At 69.1% G+C, this 16,726-nt stretch carries 13 protein-coding genes and 1 pseudogene; 7 read left to right on the top strand and 7 right to left on the bottom strand.

Annotated features, from left to right (window positions below; translation table 11 throughout):
* Nucleotides 1-114: 114 nt before the first annotated feature.
* The 4 genes and pseudogenes from ABD848_RS23845 to ABD848_RS23830 form a co-directional block, all read right to left on the bottom strand.
* Nucleotides 115-671: pseudogene (locus ABD848_RS23845) on the bottom strand (AvrD family protein).
* Nucleotides 672-690: 19 nt separating this feature from the next.
* Nucleotides 691-966 carry a phosphopantetheine-binding protein gene (locus ABD848_RS23840; RefSeq protein WP_344977063.1) on the bottom strand — a complete coding sequence of 92 codons (276 nt, stop codon included), beginning with the start codon at nucleotides 964-966 and terminating at the stop codon, nucleotides 691-693.
* Entirely contained in the window at nucleotides 960-1,706 is a 747-nt protein-coding gene (locus ABD848_RS23835) for an SDR family NAD(P)-dependent oxidoreductase (RefSeq protein ID WP_344977060.1), read from the bottom strand. The genes ABD848_RS23840 and ABD848_RS23835 overlap by 7 nt, the downstream gene beginning before the upstream one ends.
* Nucleotides 1,703-3,055: a class I adenylate-forming enzyme family protein gene (locus tag ABD848_RS23830; protein ID WP_344977058.1), complete on the bottom strand. Its 1,353-nt coding sequence runs from the start codon at nucleotides 3,053-3,055 to the stop codon at nucleotides 1,703-1,705. Before ABD848_RS23830 ends, ABD848_RS23835 begins: the two co-directional genes overlap by 4 nt.
* A 404-nt stretch (nucleotides 3,056-3,459) precedes the next feature.
* On the opposite strand from ABD848_RS23830, the gene ABD848_RS23825 reads away from it, so the two are divergent.
* From ABD848_RS23825 to ABD848_RS23810, 4 genes are all read left to right on the top strand, one after another.
* Nucleotides 3,460-4,596, top strand: coding sequence for a protein-tyrosine phosphatase family protein (locus ABD848_RS23825; protein ID WP_344977055.1), 1,137 nt, complete (start codon nucleotides 3,460-3,462; stop codon nucleotides 4,594-4,596).
* 74 nt (nucleotides 4,597-4,670) lie between these two features.
* Nucleotides 4,671-5,597 carry a ribonuclease Z gene (locus ABD848_RS23820; RefSeq protein WP_344977052.1) on the top strand — a complete coding sequence of 309 codons (927 nt, stop codon included), beginning with the start codon at nucleotides 4,671-4,673 and terminating at the stop codon, nucleotides 5,595-5,597.
* Nucleotides 5,598-5,969: 372 nt separating this feature from the next.
* Nucleotides 5,970-6,668 (top strand): septal ring lytic transglycosylase RlpA family protein, encoded by a 699-nt coding sequence (locus tag ABD848_RS23815; protein ID WP_344977049.1) that lies wholly within the window; start codon nucleotides 5,970-5,972, stop codon nucleotides 6,666-6,668.
* A 127-nt stretch (nucleotides 6,669-6,795) separates the two neighbouring features.
* Entirely contained in the window at nucleotides 6,796-10,374 is a 3,579-nt protein-coding gene (locus tag ABD848_RS23810) for a TM0106 family RecB-like putative nuclease (RefSeq protein ID WP_344977046.1), read from the top strand.
* Here the strand turns inward: ABD848_RS23810 and ABD848_RS23805 are convergent.
* Nucleotides 10,371-11,720 (bottom strand): DUF2252 domain-containing protein, encoded by a 1,350-nt coding sequence (locus ABD848_RS23805; protein WP_344977043.1) that lies wholly within the window; start codon nucleotides 11,718-11,720, stop codon nucleotides 10,371-10,373. The two genes, ABD848_RS23810 and ABD848_RS23805, sit on opposite strands and share 4 nt — an antisense overlap.
* A 154-nt stretch (nucleotides 11,721-11,874) precedes the next feature.
* On the opposite strand from ABD848_RS23805, the gene ABD848_RS23800 reads away from it, so the two are divergent.
* From ABD848_RS23800 to ABD848_RS23790, 3 genes are all read left to right on the top strand, one after another.
* Nucleotides 11,875-12,330 carry a hypothetical protein gene (locus ABD848_RS23800; protein ID WP_344977040.1) on the top strand — a complete coding sequence of 152 codons (456 nt, stop codon included), beginning with the start codon at nucleotides 11,875-11,877 and terminating at the stop codon, nucleotides 12,328-12,330.
* 352 nt (nucleotides 12,331-12,682) lie between these two features.
* Nucleotides 12,683-13,894: a tyrosine-type recombinase/integrase gene (locus tag ABD848_RS23795; RefSeq protein ID WP_344977037.1), complete on the top strand. Its 1,212-nt coding sequence runs from the start codon at nucleotides 12,683-12,685 to the stop codon at nucleotides 13,892-13,894.
* A gap of 34 nt (nucleotides 13,895-13,928) precedes the next feature.
* Nucleotides 13,929-15,158, top strand: coding sequence for a hypothetical protein (locus ABD848_RS23790; RefSeq protein WP_344977034.1), 1,230 nt, complete (start codon nucleotides 13,929-13,931; stop codon nucleotides 15,156-15,158).
* Between the two features lie 99 nt (nucleotides 15,159-15,257).
* On the opposite strand, the gene ABD848_RS23785 is transcribed toward ABD848_RS23790, so the two are convergent.
* Together ABD848_RS23785 and ABD848_RS23780 are read right to left on the bottom strand one after the other, a co-directional pair.
* Nucleotides 15,258-15,791 (bottom strand): hypothetical protein, encoded by a 534-nt coding sequence (locus ABD848_RS23785; RefSeq protein ID WP_344977031.1) that lies wholly within the window; start codon nucleotides 15,789-15,791, stop codon nucleotides 15,258-15,260.
* Between the two features lie 542 nt (nucleotides 15,792-16,333).
* Complete coding sequence (locus ABD848_RS23780) at nucleotides 16,334-16,681, bottom strand: ArsR/SmtB family transcription factor (protein WP_344977029.1); 348 nt, start codon at nucleotides 16,679-16,681, stop codon at nucleotides 16,334-16,336.
* Nucleotides 16,682-16,726 lie beyond the last annotated feature (45 nt).

The raw sequence follows: 16,726 nt of genomic DNA, 5'->3' as shown, positions 1-16,726 counted from the left end.
GGACATGGTCGTCCAGATGGACATAGAGTGCGGTCAGAAGGGCGTCCAGGTTTTTGGTCACACATCGATCATGGGCGCCCTTCGCCATGTCCGCGACCGGCCACAAGATTCCCATCAACGATCTAGGAGCTGCTCAAGGGAGTCGTAGGAGCGTTGGGGGCGCGGTGCGTGGGCTGCCATGCGGTGCTCGATCTCGCAACGGGCCCGCATGACCCCCACTTGGCAGTCGTAGCTGGATACGTAGGTGTCCTCACCGCTGGGACTAGGGCGGGTCTCGCGCAAGCGTGCGGAGGCGGCGAGCCCGCTCAACTCCTCCTGGGGGTGGTCCCGGCTTTGAGCGTCACCCGGCGCAGCCACATGTTCTGGCCCGCGCTGGCCGGCTTCCCGTGGCTGTGGATGAGATGAGCCTCGCTGAGCTGGGCTCCGAGGACGATCATGTCGATACTGCTCAGGTGGGGCTGCAGGTCGACCTGATCGGTCTTTTGGGACCAGTCGCGGGGGTAATCCACAGTGACAGTGGCCTCCATCTGGGGCTGGGAGCTGTCGGTGGCACTAGCTCGAAGGTCGCTGACCTGGTGTTCAGCCCGACGGTAGCCTCGGGAGAAGAACCGTGTGTCGCTGGGGCCGAGGTAGTCGTCGATGGAACGATAGAACAGTTGGGTCTGGGGCATGGCACGACCTTTGGTGGGATCAGGCGGGGGTGTTGTCGGGAGAGGCGGCCAGAGCGCGTTCGTATGTGGCGACCAGGTCTGCGACCGAACGCACGTCGGCGATCGTGGCGCCTTGGGAGAAGGGGTCTACGCCGATGACCGCCTCGAGTTGAATGATGAGTCGCGCTAGCGTCAGCGAGTTCATGCCCAGTTCGTACAGCTCCTCCCGTCCGCTCAGAGAGGAGAGTTCTTGGTCGGGCAGTAGTTGTTTGATCTCGTTTTCCACTGCGGCGCGAACCGAGGTTTGCTCTAGCATGTGATACCTCCGTCGACGGTGAGCGTCTGTCCGGTGATGAACGAGGCCGCGGGCGAGAGCAGATAAGTGACGGCGTCAACGACCTCGTCGAGGGTGGCCAACCTGCCCAGCGGGGTGCGTTTGACGATGCGATCGCGGTTGTAGTCGGTGACCTGTGCGGTCATGTCGCTGTCGAAGAACCCTGGAACCACCGAATTGACCCGGATTCCCATCGCGCCAAGCTCACGGGCGATGCTGCGACTGAAACCGTCGAGTCCAGCCTTGGCTGCTGAGTACACCGAGACCCCGCGGTAGCCGCGGATCGCGTTGACCGATGAGATGTTGACGATCTGGCCACCTTCGTGGCGTGTCATTGTGCGGGCACAGCTTTGAGCCAAGGCGATGGGCGCGGCCAGGTTGGTGGTGAGCATCCGATCGATCTGCTCGGGGGGTGTGGTCAGCAGCAGTTCCTGGTGCAGTGAAGCGGCATTGTTGACTAAAGCGTCGATGCGCCCGAAGTGGTCGGTGACGTCGCTGGCGAAACTGCGCAGTGTCTGGGGGGAGGCCAGGTCGGCGGTTTGCCACAGGAAGGTATCGGGATGGCGCTCGCGTGTCTGGGTGGTGAAGGGATTGGCTGAGCGGCTGAATGTCGCCACCCGCCAATCCCGTTCTAGCAACCGTTCGACCAGGGCACGGCCCAGACCTCGGCTACCACCGCTGATCACGGCGACGGGCTGTTCGGAGGACTGGAGCTGGGTCATGCCGTGCTCCGGATCTTCTTGAAGCGCTCGGAGTGCTGCTGGGCTCGGGAGACCTCGATGACGACAGGAACCTTGAACGCCTCAAGGCGTTGGGCGCAGTAGCGGCCTAGCCGCTGGGCCATGGCCTGGTCGTCTTCGTCTTCCACGGGCCTGACTGTGGCTTTAACCACCATTCCGGTGACGGGGCTGGACTGGCCCGAGACGGTGGCGTCGGCGACATTGGGTGCGCTCAAGAGTACGCCTTCGACCTCGCTGGGATAGACTTTTTCTCCCGCGACATTGATGATCTCGGAGTCGCGCCCCAGGATGCGGATGTAGTCACCGTCTTGTTCCACCGCATCCTGGGTATTAAAGAATCCGTGCTCATCGAAGGGAGCCGGGGCGTTGAGGTAGCCGAGCATGGCCATCTCCGAACGGATCCACAAGATTCCTTCAACGATCTTGTAATCGAATCCGGAGCCGCCGATCTTCACCCATAGTGTGTCGTCGCTTTGTGATTTGGTCGGAAGGATTCCCAATTCGGAGAGTCCATAGGTTTGCTTGAACCGCACGTGTGGCAGAGTTGCCTTGAGCCGTTGTAGTGTCTGAAACGGCATTGGCTCAGTCCCGTAGGTTATGAGGTGAAGCGATCTTGTGTCGTAACGTTCGCAGCACCCTGAAATCAGTACCATGTTGAGAAATGTGGGGGTGGTCGGAAGAACATTCACTTCATGCTTGGCGATTGCAGCAAAAACAGATTCGGGACTACGCTCGGAGGTGGTGATAATAGCCCCTCCGTGGTTCAGCGTGTGCAGCAGGGTGTTGATGCCGCCAATATGATCGATATTGAGAAAAGAAAGTGTTCGTCGCGCCCGTTCTCGCTTTGGCTCGCCATAGCGTCCCAGCGCCTGTTCGAAATCCAATACAGAGGCTTTGCTGCGACCTGAGGATCCGGAGCTGAACAGCACCAGTCCCGGCCTGTTGTCGCTGCGCAGCCTCTCGTAGAGTTCGTGCTGGGCCTTACGCGCCGTGCGCCGGAAGTCGCGTCGGCCCTGCATACCTTCCAGTGTGATGACCACCTGGATTTGGGCGATCTCGTGAAACTCTTCACGTTTGGCCGCGGGAAGACTGGTGAGGGGAACGACAATGGCCCCCCGCTCGACCAGTGCCAGCAGACCAGCGCACGCTTGGGGTGAGAAATGCGACTCGAGCGCTACTACCTCTCCAGGGCCGACTTGATGGTTTCCCAGGTAGTCACGCCACTCATCAACCATTTCCAATAGGCGTCTATAGCTGTAGGGTTCGCCCTCAGCAACGATCGCCTCTGATTCTCCGAAAAGCGCGAGTCGCCGCAAGAACCAATGGCCCATCTTCCCTCCATGTTTTCTTTTCAAAGATCAAATTGCGATCCAACCGGCATGCAAATGGGCTGAAACCCCTCCAGAGTAGCCCGCAACCACCCCGTCGAATCAAGCACACCCAACGAAAAATCAACCAGTTAACTTAATGTTAACCACAGCAAGATCATTTTAACGCCATTGATTGAAGCATTAGTTTTACATTTACCACCCATTAATTTTTGGCACTCCCCATAGAAATACTTGAAAGGTTGGCATGAATATTCACAATCAGGCGTCGATTATGATCAAAAAAGGAGTGACTAGGGCGTTTTCAGAAAGGCGCTGGCCACAGCGGAGGGGCGGCTCTATAGGGTGGGTGGGATCGGAAGGCGCGACCGGCGCGGGAGTGAGGGGCCGGTGAAGGGAGCCAGAGGGTGATCACGCGCGTGTGGGACCGCTACGATCCGCGGCTGGATCGTAGCGCCGGAGCGTTGCTGGGGGCGGCCACGGCGTTGTGCATGGCCGGCGCTGCGCCGGCTCAGGCGCAACAGCTCGTTGAGCCTAAGCGGGAGGGTGGCCCGGCGCGGCGGCTGGCGTGGCTGGTCGAACAGGTGTTGATCGGCCTCGACGACGATGCTGTAGGGGCGGTGGGGGCCGACGAGCAGGAGCGGTCCTGGGCGCTGGCGCTGCGTCGCACGGTCGCTGAGGGCGTGGTGGTCCCACCGGCGGGGGAGGTGGCTGGTGCGCGGGGTGGGGCGTGGCGGGTGGTGGCCGAGACGCCGGTGCCTGAGCTGGTGCCGCGACAGCGGCGGTTTCCGTGTGGCCACTACGAGCATGCGGTGCGCGCGGCCCAGGTGGTGGGGGGTCAGGAGGCGGCGATGTATGCCGGGGCGCTGGCGGGGGCCCGCTGGGGCGCTTCGGGGGTGCCGTTGGCGCCCCAGCGTGAGCTGGCCCGCCAGGTGGCGCCGCGCCGGCTGGTCACGGCTGCCCTGGCGGCGGTGTGTGGGGTCGACGCCGACCAGTGGCCCCATCGAAGGTCGATGAGCCGCGCTGAGGACGAGGCTGGGCACGAGGTTTTTGGCGTGGCCCATCCCCACGATGCGGGGGTGGTGCTGTCGACGTTGGAGTATGTGCGGCTGCGGGAGGACTTCGACGCGGTGGTGTCGCTGTGCCGGGTGGGCAGCGCCGATATCCCAGAGCGGGTGGCTGGCCCGGATCGGGTGGAGGTGTGGCTGGCCGACCATCCCGGCGTCAACGCCAACCTGCACTTCGTGATTGACCAGGCGGCGCAGACGGTGGCGGCGTTGCGCGCCGAGGGCAAGCGGGTGGCGCTGCACTGCGCGGCCTGCCAGTCGCGCACGCCGGCGGTGGCGGCCCACTACGCGGCGCTGGCGTGCGGGGCTGAAGTGGTCGCGAGCTTGCGCCAGGTGATCGAGACCGTGGCCGGTCACCTGAACAATCCCGAGCTGGCCGGCACCAGCGCGGCCTTGCACGGGGTGGAGCTGGACGATCCCGCCGCGGTTTTGTTCCCCGACGGGCTGCCTGTGCTCACGCGCACGCCGCGCACCTAGCGCGGTCGGCCGCCGGAGGGCTGGTCTGGCCGGCGGGGGGCAAGGCGGTGGGCCGCGATGGCAGGATCGCTGTCATGTCGATGCGGGAGTTGGTGGTGCTGGGCACCTCGAGTGCGGTGCCCACCAAGCGGCGCAACCATAACGGGTATTTCTTGCGGTTTGACGGCGAAGGGGTGGTGGTCGATCCGGGGGAGGGCACGCAGCGTCAGATGCGGTTGGCGGGGGTGTCGGCGCATGACGTGACGCGGGTGTGTGTAACGCATTTCCATGGGGATCACTGCCTGGGGCTGCCGGGGGTGGTGCAGTGGATGGCCCGCGACGGGGTGGAGCGCGAGGTGCCGGTGGTGTTTCCGGCGGCGGGGTATCGCTATTGGGAGCGGCTGCGGGCGGCCTCGTGGGCGGTGCCAGCGGCGCGAGTCGTGGCGGTGCCGGTCGCGGGGGAGCAGTCCTGGGTGGGGGCCGCGACGGGACTGGCGGTGCAGGCGCTGCCGTTGCAGCATCGGGTGCCCACCTATGGCTACCGGCTGGTCGAGCCCGACGGGGTGCGGATGGTGCCGGAGTTGCTGGAGCGCCATGGGGTGGGCGGGCCGACGGTGGGGCGGCTGCAACGGCAGGGGTGGGTGGTCAACGAGGTGGGGCAGCGGGTGGAGTTGGCGCAGGTGAGCCGGCCGCGGCCGGGGCAGGTGGTGGCGTTTGTCATGGACACTGAGGTCTGTGACAACGCGGTGCGGTTGGCGCGTGCGGCGGATCTGTTGGTGATCGAGTCGACGTTTTTGCGCAGCGAGGAGGCGTTGGCGCGCCGGTATGGCCATCTCACGGCTGAGCAGGCGGGCCAGATCGCGGCTGCGGCGGGGGTGCGTCGGGTGGTGTTGACCCATTTTTCGGAACGCTATGGCGACGGTGACGACGCGCGCTTCGCCGAGGAGGCCGCGCGGGCGTTTGGCGGGGACATTGTGGTGGCCGCCGATTTGGATCGCGTGGCGTTGCCGCGGCGGCGGTGAGCGCCTCCCTGGCCGGCACTGGGGTGACGCAGGGTCGTGGGGGCAGGGAAAGGCGGGATGCACCCCCACTCCCCCCAACCCACCCTAAAACCAGACAAGCGTAAATTTTCTTGCTTAAATATGGCCGAATAGCCATGAGAGTCATGAAACACCACCAAGTGCGTGATATGGTGCGCAGTTGCGTGGTTGTGTATTCCTCCCCCCGGTGGTGTGCATAGGCTCACCCCGATATCACTGTGCGTGACTATTGCACGGTGGTGTCGTTTCTCCACCCCCTGTCCCGGGTGGGGCTCGGCCCATAGCGCGCCACCACCACCGGTGGCTGCCGCGACGTGGCGCCGCTGTTTTGTCGCCGTTCAAAGGACTGTTGTCGTGGGCACTCATCGGCCCCTGCGCCAGCGGCTGCTGGCGCGCATGCGCTCCAAGCGATTCATCGTCGTCACCGCCGCCACCGGCGCGGTCGTCATCGCCGGCGGCGCTGCCGGCGCCGCGGTCACCGACTTCTCGCCGGCGCCCCAATCAGCAACCAGCCAGGTCAAGCCGCCCCACGCCGCCACCTCCGCGCCCAGCTCCTCGGCCTCACCCGACCCCGAGGCCCGCGAACAGGCCCGCAGCCAAGCCAAGGAACAACGCCAGGCCGCCGCCGAGCAGGCCCACCAGGCCGCCACCGGTGCCCTCCAGCCCGAACAGCGCCAGCCCGAGCCCACGCCACAAGCCGACTCCGGCGACTCCAGCGAGAGCGGCGAGGCCGGTGAAGCCGAGGGGGGCGCGGAGCTGTCGGCCACCGGCCAAGGCGGCCAGTGCGAGGCCTCCATGTACGGCCAAGGCCAGCAAACGGCCTCGGGGGAGTACTTCGACCCCAGCGCGATGACCGCGGCCCACAAAACCTTGCCCTTCGACACCATGGTGCGGGTGACCAACACCGCCAACGGCAAGTCGGTGACGGTGCGCATCAACGACCGCGGCCCCTACATCCCCGGCCGCTGCATCGATTTGTCCACCGCCGCTTTTGAACAGATCGCCCCGCTGAGCGCCGGCGTGGCCGACGTGCAGTGGCAGATCGTGCAATAACGACGCCCGATCCCCACCAGGTGGGGGCGCAACCGCCCCCACCTGCCCCACTGCCCCCACCTCGCGCCGCCGACCGTGGCACAATGCCCGCCAAGATCGACACGGCACAACGGCAGAAGGGGCGCTGGTGTTTCAGACCGACTCCGGGTGGGTGATCTCTCCCACCGACCTGGTCGACGCGCTGGAGTGCGACCACCGCAGCGCCCTCAAAGCCGCCCGGGCCGCCGGCGACCCCACGGTGGCCGCCCCCACCGACGTCGACGCGCTGGTGGCCGCCGGCGGCGCCGCCCACGAGCAGGCCCACCTCGACCACTTCACCGAGGTGTTCGGCTCCGATGTCGTCACCATCGCCGCGCCCGAAGCCACCCACACCAGCCTGACCCAGGCCGCCCACGCCACCACTGAAGCGATGCGCGCCGGCGCCCCGGTGATCTACCAGGGCTGCTTCTACCTGCCCCTGCAACCGGGGGTGCACTTCCACGGCCGCGCCGACTTTCTCATCTGGGCCGGCCTCGACCCCCACACCGGCCAGCCCCGCCCAGAGGCCACCGGCTACGAGCCCTGGGACACCAAACTGGCCCACCACCCCGGCCCCGGCGCGATCGTGCAGCTCAGCGCCTACGCTGAGGCGCTGACCCAGCTCGATGTGGCCACTGGCGAGCACATGTACCTGCTCACCGGCGACCACCACACCCACGTCCACCGGGCTGCGGAGTTCACCCCGCTGCTGGCGCGGCTGCGCCAGCAGCTCCTACACCGCCTCGCCGGCCCGGTCACCGCCCCCCACCCGCTGTGGGGCGAGCCCCGCCCGGCCTGTGAGGGCTGCGGCTATGCCACCTGGTGCGCCCACGGCCGCGCCCAGGCCCGCCACCTGTCGCTCGTGGCCGGCATGCGCAGCGACCAGGCCACCAAACTGCGCCAAGCCGGCATCGACACCATCGACGCCCTGGCTCGCGCCCACGAGCAGGACCGGCCGGCCACGGTGGCGCACCACACCTTCACCCGGCTGCGCGACCAGGCCGCGCTCCAGGTCCGCCAAGACGCCACCCGCACCGCCGACAACCCCCAAGGCGAGGTCATCGCCGAGGTCTATGACCACGCGGGGCTGGCGATGCTGCCCGAGCCCAGCCCCGGCGACATGTTCTTCGACATGGAGGGCTTCCCCTACTACGACGCCGGCGACGGGCGCGGCCTGGAGTACCTGTTCGGGGTCGTCACCGGCGACACGGCCACCCCCGGCAGCGACGCCGGGGAGCATTTCCACACGTTTTGGGCCCACAACCGCGCCCAAGAAAAGCAGGCCTTCGAATCCTTCGTGGACTTCGTGCTGGCCCGCCTGGCCACCTACCCCCAGGCCCACATCTACCACTACGCCTCCTATGAGGCCGACCGGCTGAAACTGTTGGCGGCCACCTTCGCCACCCGCGAAGCCGAGGTCGACGATCTGCTGCGCCGCAACCGCCTCGTCGACCTCTACACCGTGGTCCGCGCGAGCCTGCGGGTCTCGCAGCGCTCCTACTCGATCAAATACCTCGAACCCCTCTACGGCGGCGCGGGCCGCCACGGGCAGGTCACCACGGCCACCTCCAGCATCGACACCTACGCCGCCTGTGTGGCCGCCTGGCAGGCCGGCGACGACGATCACGCCCACCACCTGCTGTCCACCATCGCCGCCTACAACCGCGACGACTGCGTGTCGACCGCACGGCTGCGCGACTGGCTGGAAAAGCAACGCATCGACCACGACGTGCGTTGCCGCCCGGTGGCCCAAGGCGAACTCGACGCCGAGGAGGCCAGCCGTTCACGGGAGGCGGCCCAGCGCCGCGCCGACATCGAGGCCCGCCAGCAGGCGCTGACCGAGCCGCTGCTGGCCGGCGTGGCCGCCCACGCCGACCAGCGCGACGAGCAGGCCCAGGCCCGCGCGGTCTTGGCGGCGCTGGTGGGCTACTACCGCCGTGAGGAGCGCCCAGCCTGGTGGGAGTACTTCCGGCGCCTGGCAGCACCGCTGGAGGAGCTGGAGGCCGACCACGACTGCCTGGTGCCGCTGGGGGGCCAAGCCGGCGCCTGGCAGGAGCCCACCGGACGCCAGCGCAAGGCCCGCCGCGAGGTGCGGCTACGCGCCGACCCCTCCCGCCCCCACCCCTTCACCGCCGGCGAGCAGGTGCGACTGCTCTACCCCAGCCCGGCCGGCCAGCCCGCCCAGGTGGTCGACGCCCAGGTGGAACGCGCCACCGCCGAGCGGGTGGAGGTGGTCGAACGCGGCGAGCCCACCACCACCTACACCCGACTGCCGGTGGCGGTGCTGCCGGGCCCGCCGGTACGGGCCACCCCCAAAGACACCACGTTGGCGCAGTGGACCGAGAACCTCGTGGCCCACTTGGGCTCCGGTGACAGCGCGGCCCTGCCGGCGCTGGCCGGCCTCGACGTGGCCCGGCGCGCCTGCCCGCGGCTGCGCACCCGCACCGGCCTGCCCCGGCCCGAGGAGCGCGACCACGACCTGGTGGCCACGGTCATCGACGCCGTCGACGACCTCGACCACTCCTATCTGGCGGTGCAAGGCCCACCGGGGGCGGGCAAAACCTACCTGGCCGCCCAGCTCATCACGCACCTGGTGGCCGGCGGCCACACGGTGGGCGTGTGCTCGACCAGCCACAAGGCCATCGAGAACGTGATGGCCGCGGCGGCGCGAGCCGCAGCCCAGGCCGGTTGGGAACTGCCCGCGGCCAAACGCCCCGGCCCCAACAGCGATACCGAGACGGCGTGGGATCAACCCGCCACGGTGCGCGACCTCACCGCCTGGCGCGCCCGCCGCGACGGCGGCTACCTCCTGGGCGGCACGGCCTGGAACTTCGCCAACCCGATGCTGGTGGGCGACCCGGTGGAGACTCTGATCGTCGACGAGGCGGGCCAGTTCGCGCTGGCCGACACCCTGGCGGTCTCGGCAGCCAGCCGCAACCTGGTGCTGCTGGGCGACCCCCAGCAGCTTCCCCAGGTGGTCCAAGGCAGCCACGCCGAGGGCGCCGGCGCCTCAGCGCTGGAGCACCTGGTGGGCGAGGAGGGGATCATCGACGCCGCACGCGGCTACTTTTTAGACCAGACCCGCCGGATGCATCCCCGCGTGTGCGCGCCGGTGTCGCAGTTGTCCTACCGCGGGCGGCTGCGGTCCCACCCGGTGGCCCACCAGCGTGACCTGGTGGGCCACCGGCCCGGCCTGTACCGCTGCGAGGTCGACCACACCGGCCGCGCCACGCACAGCCCCGAGGAGGTCGAGGCTGTGGTGGGGTTGGCCGGGCGCCTGGTGGGGGTGGAGCTGGTGCAGCCGGGGGAGCCGCAGCGGCGGCTGTGCGCCGCCGACATCATGGTGGTGGCGCCGTTCAACCTACAGGTGCGTGCGCTGCGCCAGGCGTTGGCCCAGGCCGGCCTGGAGGGGGTGCGGGTGGGCACCGTTGACCGGTTCCAAGGCCAGGAGGCGCCGGTGGTGCTGTGTTCCATGACGGTTTCCAGCGCTGCCGACGTCGCGCGGGGCCTGGACTTTGTGCTTTCGCGCAACCGGCTCAATGTGGCGCTGTCGCGCGCGCAGGTGGTGGCGGCGCTGGTGTATGCGCCGGGCCTGGCCACGGCAGCGCCTCGCTCGGTGGCCGAACTGCGCGCGCTGGCCGGTTTCGCCGGCGTGTGCGCGCAGGCCCGGCCCATCGAGGAGCTTTAGGCCGACCCGCTGGAGTGCACGCCGGGGATGGCGTTGTTGCGGAAGGCTTCGACGAACAGCCGGTGGTCTTCGCGTACGTTGGCGGCGTAGTCGTGGGCGAAGCGCGTCATCGCCGCCACGAACTCCTCTTCGTGGCCGCCCAGGCGTTCCATGATGGCCTGCTCGGTTTGGAAGGGCACCAAAGTCCGGTCGGAGTCGGCGTCGGAGACGCAGTGGGCTTTGGCGGTGGCTCGTCCCAGGTCGCCCAAAACGGCGGTGATCTCGTCGGGTTCGGTGAGCTCTCCCCAGTCCAGGTCGGAGTTGTAGGGGGAGAGTTCGGCCACGACGAAGCCGACCCCGTCGATGTCGGTGTGGCCCAGCAGCGGGTCGGCGTGGGCTTGCAGTGCCCGCTGGGATTCGGCGGTGCGGTGGCCGTGGTGCTCGAAGTAGTCGGCGATGCGCTGCTCGGTGACGACGCGGGAGGGGGCGGCGACGTTGCCTTGCTTCATCGACAGCACGATGTCGTTGTCGAGGGCTTGGGTGTAGCCCTCGATGAGGATGTTGTAGGCGGGCAGCCCGGCGCTGCCGATTCCGAACCCGCTGCGGCCCACGATGTCTTTGACGGTGTAGGCGATGCCCTCGTAGCGCTTGTCGTAGGGGATGGTCTGCTGGTAGCGCTCGAATGCGGCCAGCACCTGGGCGCGTTCGCTGTCGTCGAGGCGCCGCACTCCGGTGCCCTCACGGAAGCGCCGTTCGTAGCCGTCGATGACGGTCACCGAGTCCAGCAGCGACACCCGGCTGCGCATCCGCGCCTGCTGGAGCACGTCGTGGATGACCCCGTCGGCGTTGTCCAACCCCAGGGAGAACACGTCGTCCTCGCCGTGGGTGGCGAAGTGGCGCACCTGGTCGATGTAGGCGCGCACATACCGGGGCACGATGTGGGCGATGTCGTCGTCGGAGAGGGCTTTTTGCCAGGCCAACAGGGCGATGCTGGCCACGAAGCGCTGCACGTCCCAGGTGAAGTGGCCCACGTAGGCTTCGTCGAAGTCGTTGACGTCGAAGATGAGCCGGCCCTGGCCGTCCATGTAGGTGCCGAAGTTCTCGGCGTGCAGGTCACCTTGGATCCACACCCGCGAGGTGCGCTCGTCGGCCCACGGGTCGTGCAGTTGGGCCATGTCGGCGAAGAACAGGCACGCGCTGCCGCGGTAGAACGCGAAGGGGTCGGCGGCCATCTTGCGGAATTTGGTGCGAAACGCACTGGGGTTGGCCTCCATCAGGTCAGCGAAGGCCTCCACCAGGGTGGTCACGATGCGTTCCTGGCGCTGCTCGGGGGTCTGCGTCCCCCAGGATTCCGGGAAAGTGATCATGCTTCCTATCATGACCGCTTTAGAGGTGAGGGTGCAGTATCACCGGATAAGTCAGGGGTTTCCGGGGGTAAACACTCCGGGGCGTTGCAGCGGCGCACCCACCACGGGCCGCCGGCGACTAGGCTAGCCGAGGCGCAGGTGCTGGGGAGGAGCGATGTCGCCTAAGAAGAAGAAAAAGACGGCTCGCGCGCACGGGCGCGCGGCCCCCGCGACGCCGATCCCGCAAGTCCGTCCCGTCAGCCGCACCCCGGTGGTCCTCGATGCGCCACGCCGCTGGCCGGTCGTGGCGTGGGTGGTACTGGCCAGTGTATGGCTGCTGGGTTCGGCCCTGTTCGCCCTGCTGTATCTGGCCGAGGGTCTGGCGCTGGTCTCGGCGGCGGCCACCGGCTCGGCCGGCCAGCAGGCCCGCCAGACCACGGCGACCTACCTGGCGGCGCTGGTGGGGTGCGCGGTGGTGGTGCCGCTGGCCGGCGCCGTGGTGGGGCTATGGCTGCGCCGCTGGGTGGCCGCCGGCCTGTTCGCCGCCGCGGTGGCCTTCTCCGCGCTGCTGCTGTTGTCGCTGGCCAGCCCCCTCGACATACTCACCGCGATCGGGCGGGCCTTCGCGTGAGCCCCACGCCCCACCTCAATGGCCGCAGCCGGTGCCGCCGTGCAGACCGTCGCGCCCAGCACCGGCGGAACCGGTGCAGGAAACGCGAAAAAACGTGTCCTGCACCGGCGCCGTGCGGCGCGGCCATGCGCCCCCGGGCGGGGCCTTCCCGGGGCCACACTCATCGCCGCCCCACGGGGTGGTCTCAGGCGGGGCGGGAGCAGGCGACTTCGGCGAGGCTTCTCCACCGGGGCGGCGGGGTCGCCCCGGTGGGCCGATACGCCAACACATCACCACGAAGGGTGACCTCTTCGCCTCAACCAACGAACTGCCGCCGCCCCCGTATCACGTGGACAGGAGGTCGTCGCTCACCATGAGCGAAATGGCGCAGATGGTGCCCGCCGCAGTACGCGAGCGGCTGGCCGCCGGCGCCCACAGTGTCCTGGTGGATGCCGCGGCCCTGGATGCGGTGCGCCAGCGCTTCGACGCTGAGCAGGCCCAAGCCCTGGGACGCTACCTGGCCGCGGCCCAGTCCCCCAACACGCTGCGCGCCTACCGTTCGGACTGGGTGGCCTTCACCGCCTGGTGCGCCGCCGAAGGGCGCCGCGCTCTGCCGGCCGACGCGGTGGACGTGGCCGTGTACCTGGCCGCAGCCGCCGAGACGCGCCACAGCGACGACACCGGCCGGTGGGCGCTGTCGGCGGCGACCCTGGAGCGCAAGGCCGCTGCGATCGCCGCGGTGCACGCCGCCCAAGGACTAGCCTCCCCTACCCGCGCCGATGTGGTGCGCATGACGCTGCGCGGCATCCGGCGGCGCCGCCGCAGCCCCCCACAGCGCAAGCGCCCCCTCCTGCTGGAGACGTTGGAGCGGCTGCTGGAGCAGCGTCCCGGCCCGGCCTACCCGGGGGGCGTGGCGCGGCTGCGCGACACGCTGCTGCTCCTGGCCGGCTTCGCCGGAGCGCTGCGCCGCAGCGAGCTAGCCGCCATCAGCTACGACGATGTCGTCTGCGACCACGACCTCAGCACCGGCGATCCGCTGCTGGTGGTCAGCCTGGCAGCGACCAAAACCGACCAGCAGGCCCAGCACGGCCAGCGGGTGGCGCTGCCGCGCGGGCGCCGCGCGGCCACGTGCGCGGTGTGTGCCTTCGCCGCCTGGTCGCAGGTACTCCAGGCCCACCGCGACGGCGGCACAGCGGCGGTGCGTGCCGTAGTGGAACAAGCCGCCACCGCCGTCGACGACCACGAGCACGTGTGCCACACCTACGCCGGCACCGACCTGGCCGATGGCAGCGCCCGCGCGCTGTTTCCCCCCGTGAGCCGCCACGGCCACATTGGGCAGCGCCCCATGTCGGGGCGGGCTGTGGCCGAACTGGTCAAACGCTACGCCCAGCGGGCCGGGCTGGACCCCGACGCCTTCGGGGGGCACTCGCTGCGCGCCGGGTTTGCCACCCAGGCCGCGCTGGGCGGCGCCAGCGACCGCGAGATCATGCGCCAGGGCCGGTGGAGCAACCCACGCACCGTGCACGGCTACATCCGTACCGCCCACCCGTTGGAGGACAATGCGGTGACGCGCCTGGGCCTGTGACCCACACCTGTCTGGATTGTGGAAAAATGCCTGGGTGATCGATGCGTTTCGTGCCGCGTTTCAGGAACTGATCGACGCTTCCGTGGCCGGTGACGTCCACCGGATGGGCCCGGCCGTCAGGGAGGCCAACGAGCTGGCGTCACGGGTGCCCGTGGAGGAGCGCGAGATCGCGCTGGACGCCCTGGCGCCGATCTTCGCCGGCCACTACCTCGCCCCGGGGCTGGCCGCCGACTTGATGGTGGTGGCCGGCGCGCTGGTGGAAAAAGGCACCCGCGCCGGCGAGACCGGCGTGGAGGTGCTGCGCCAACTGCGCGAGACCGGCCGTTCGGCCGGGGTGTTCTACCACGCCTGGGAACGCACCGGCGGCGGCACCCCACCCGACCCCGACGAGGTCAGTGCCGCCGACGAGCAGCGCGTCGCCCAGGTGCTGGGGGAGGAGGCGCCGGCGGCCACGCGCGGCTGGTGGACCGCGCGTCGCTACGGGTTGGCGGCGCGCACCATGCTGTGGGACGCCGACGTGCGTGCCGCGCTGCGCGAAGACGACGACATGCGCGCCGACCTGCTGGCGGTGGCCGGCCGGCTCGGAGAGGTGCTCAGCGAGTACGCCGAGATCACCACGCTGCTGCGCATGGCCGAGGTGGCCTCGGCGCTGGTCCTCGACCGCGACTCCCGACGCGGTTTCCACGTCAGCTTCGACGGCATCGCCGACAACGCCCAACTGCACCTGCTGTTGGCCAACGCGCTGGTGGGCTCCACCGGCCAGAATCTGGCTGGCCAACGCCCTCGCCCGGAGTGGGTGGCGGCCTTCACCGACGGCGACAACGACGCCTACACCCCTCTGCAAGGATGGTGGACCCTGCGCGCCGCCGACGGCTCCCGGATCTCCCACGAGGGCTGCCCGGCCGACATCCCGGCCACGGCCGGGCAGCGGGTAGTGGTCTTGGAGCAGCCGCCCGACCGGCGCACGTGGCGTTCGGGGCGGCGCTATGCCCACCTGGCGGGGCGGTTGTGGGTCGACGACGAACTCAGCGGTGACCACCTGGCCGCCTGGTGGCGCCACATCGATGGCCCCGAGGCCGAGCCGGTCGCCGCTGCGACACCGGTGGAGGCCGCTGCGGCGGCGCCCACCGCTGCGGCGCCGGTGGCGGTGCCGGCGTCCCCGACGCCGCAGCGGTCCGAGGAGCCGGGGACGCCGCCGGGGGCGGGGTTGTTGCCGCGCCTGCCGCCGGGGGTGGCCGACAGCGCCGGCTGGCGCTCGCGCTAGCGGCGGCCCGGGCTACGCGCAGCCAGGTGGGCCGCCGTGGCCGCCGGGGGTGGCGCTACGGCGGCCCACCTGGGCAGTCCAGCGCCTGGGGCGCCGGGCTCACATAACCGCGCGCTGGGTGTGGCTCGGTGCGGGTTCCTCGCCGTCGTCGTCTTCGTCCTCGTCGTCGTAGAAGTCGTCGAGGTAGTCGTCTTCTTCGTGGGCGGCGTGGGCGCCGCGGGGGCGGTAGCTCTGCCAGCGCGAGGGCAGCAGCAGCGGGATGAGCAGTGCGGCCCCAACCGGGACATAGACTCCCAGCGACAGCAGCGTGGTGGCTCCCTCCAGGCCCGGCACGGGGGCCGGCAGGGGGAGCGTGTCGATGAGGTCGGTGCGCACGATGTGGACGGCACTGGCGCCCACGAGCAGCAGGCCCGCGATACCCGGCACGAGCGGGGTGAGCCGGGGCGCGGCCAGGGCCACGGACACGATCAGTGCGAGTGTGCTCAGCGCGGCGACGGTGGTCAGGCCGCTGAAGCTCAGGAAGGTGCCGTTGTAGCCGGCGATGGTTTGCAGGCGGGGCAGGGCCCATCCCATCCCGAGGAGGATGGCGGGGGCGAGAATGAGGCCGACGACGAAGCCGACAAGATGCCGCATGGGTGTCTCCTCTCACAATTGACCAGAAACCATACCGACAAACGCAAAAAAAGGGCATCTCGGACAGCCTGGTGTTGGTGACCGCCCCCACCGGCGAAGCCCCCGAACTCGCCGTCTGCTCACCCCAGCAGCCCCGTCAGAGGCCGCCCCCATCCCCCCGTAGTTCACCCACCCCACGGGCCGCGGCCGAGCTACGGGGGTCGTTAACGAACGTGGCGCCAGTCGCACACGAGAGAGGCCCACCGTGATCGTCCCGCTCTCACCGGCCTCCACCACGCTGGAGCTCTATGGGACGACAGACGGTGGGTATGGACGGGCGCGTCGGGCACGGGAGTGTGTTCGACGGCGAACAGACCGAAGGGCGGGCAAGCGCGCCACGACGCTGGGGAGGCACTGGCTGCTGCCAGGACTACACATCGCCGGGATCGTCGTCTTGGACGTCGCCGAGCTGATGGGGCCCGCCGACCTCAACACCACGCGGCGCTAAGCCTTGCCCACCGAAGCCGACGAGTCCGCCGCCTCCCACCGCGCTCGTCGGCGGGTCAGGTGGCGCCGGGCATGAGACCGACACCGTTGCCCACGCCGTCGGCGTCGGCTGCTGCCAGGACGGCCTCGATCAGGCCGGGGAAACGTGTGTCCAGGTCCTCGCGGCGCAGCCGGACGAAGCAGCGGGTGCCCTCCTGGCGGGTACGGGTCACGCCCGCGTCGCGCAGTACCCGCAAATGGTGGCTGAGCGTCGACTTGGCCACCGGCGCCCGTAACGCGCCCCAGCCTCGCTCGCTGCCGTCGGCCAGTACCCGCACCAGCCCGATGCGCACAGGGTCACTGAGCGCCCCCATGACTTCAGGCAACGCCACGTCCTCGGTCGCCGGATGGTTTGCTCTCCTCATATCCCCATGCTAGCTTGTTCGATATTCGACGAACAACGAACAAGG

The organism is Salinactinospora qingdaonensis (assembly GCF_039539445.1).
Classification (GTDB): Bacteria; Actinomycetota; Actinomycetes; order Streptosporangiales; family Streptosporangiaceae; genus Salinactinospora; species Salinactinospora qingdaonensis.
The sequence above is the reverse complement of the archived record's forward strand: the minus strand, read 5'-3'. Positions and strand labels throughout refer to the sequence as shown.

Bases quoted from the DNA above. Each gene is read 5' to 3' on its own strand.
- ABD848_RS23800 (WP_344977040.1), top strand. From the start codon at position 11,875: ATGTCGCCTAAGAAGAAGAAAAAGACGGCTCGCGCGCACGGGCGCGCG.
- ABD848_RS23805 (WP_344977043.1), bottom strand. From the start codon at position 11,720: ATGATCACTTTCCCGGAATCCTGGGGGACGCAGACCCCCGAGCAGCGC.
- ABD848_RS23830 (WP_344977058.1), bottom strand. From the start codon at position 3,055: ATGGGCCATTGGTTCTTGCGGCGACTCGCGCTTTTCGGAGAATCAGAG.
- ABD848_RS23780 (WP_344977029.1), bottom strand. From the start codon at position 16,681: ATGAGGAGAGCAAACCATCCGGCGACCGAGGACGTGGCGTTGCCTGAA.
- ABD848_RS23785 (WP_344977031.1), bottom strand. From the start codon at position 15,791: ATGCGGCATCTTGTCGGCTTCGTCGTCGGCCTCATTCTCGCCCCCGCC.
- ABD848_RS23795 (WP_344977037.1), top strand. From the start codon at position 12,683: ATGAGCGAAATGGCGCAGATGGTGCCCGCCGCAGTACGCGAGCGGCTG.
- ABD848_RS23835 (WP_344977060.1), bottom strand. From the start codon at position 1,706: ATGACCCAGCTCCAGTCCTCCGAACAGCCCGTCGCCGTGATCAGCGGT.
- ABD848_RS23840 (WP_344977063.1), bottom strand. From the start codon at position 966: ATGCTAGAGCAAACCTCGGTTCGCGCCGCAGTGGAAAACGAGATCAAA.
- ABD848_RS23820 (WP_344977052.1), top strand. From the start codon at position 4,671: ATGTCGATGCGGGAGTTGGTGGTGCTGGGCACCTCGAGTGCGGTGCCC.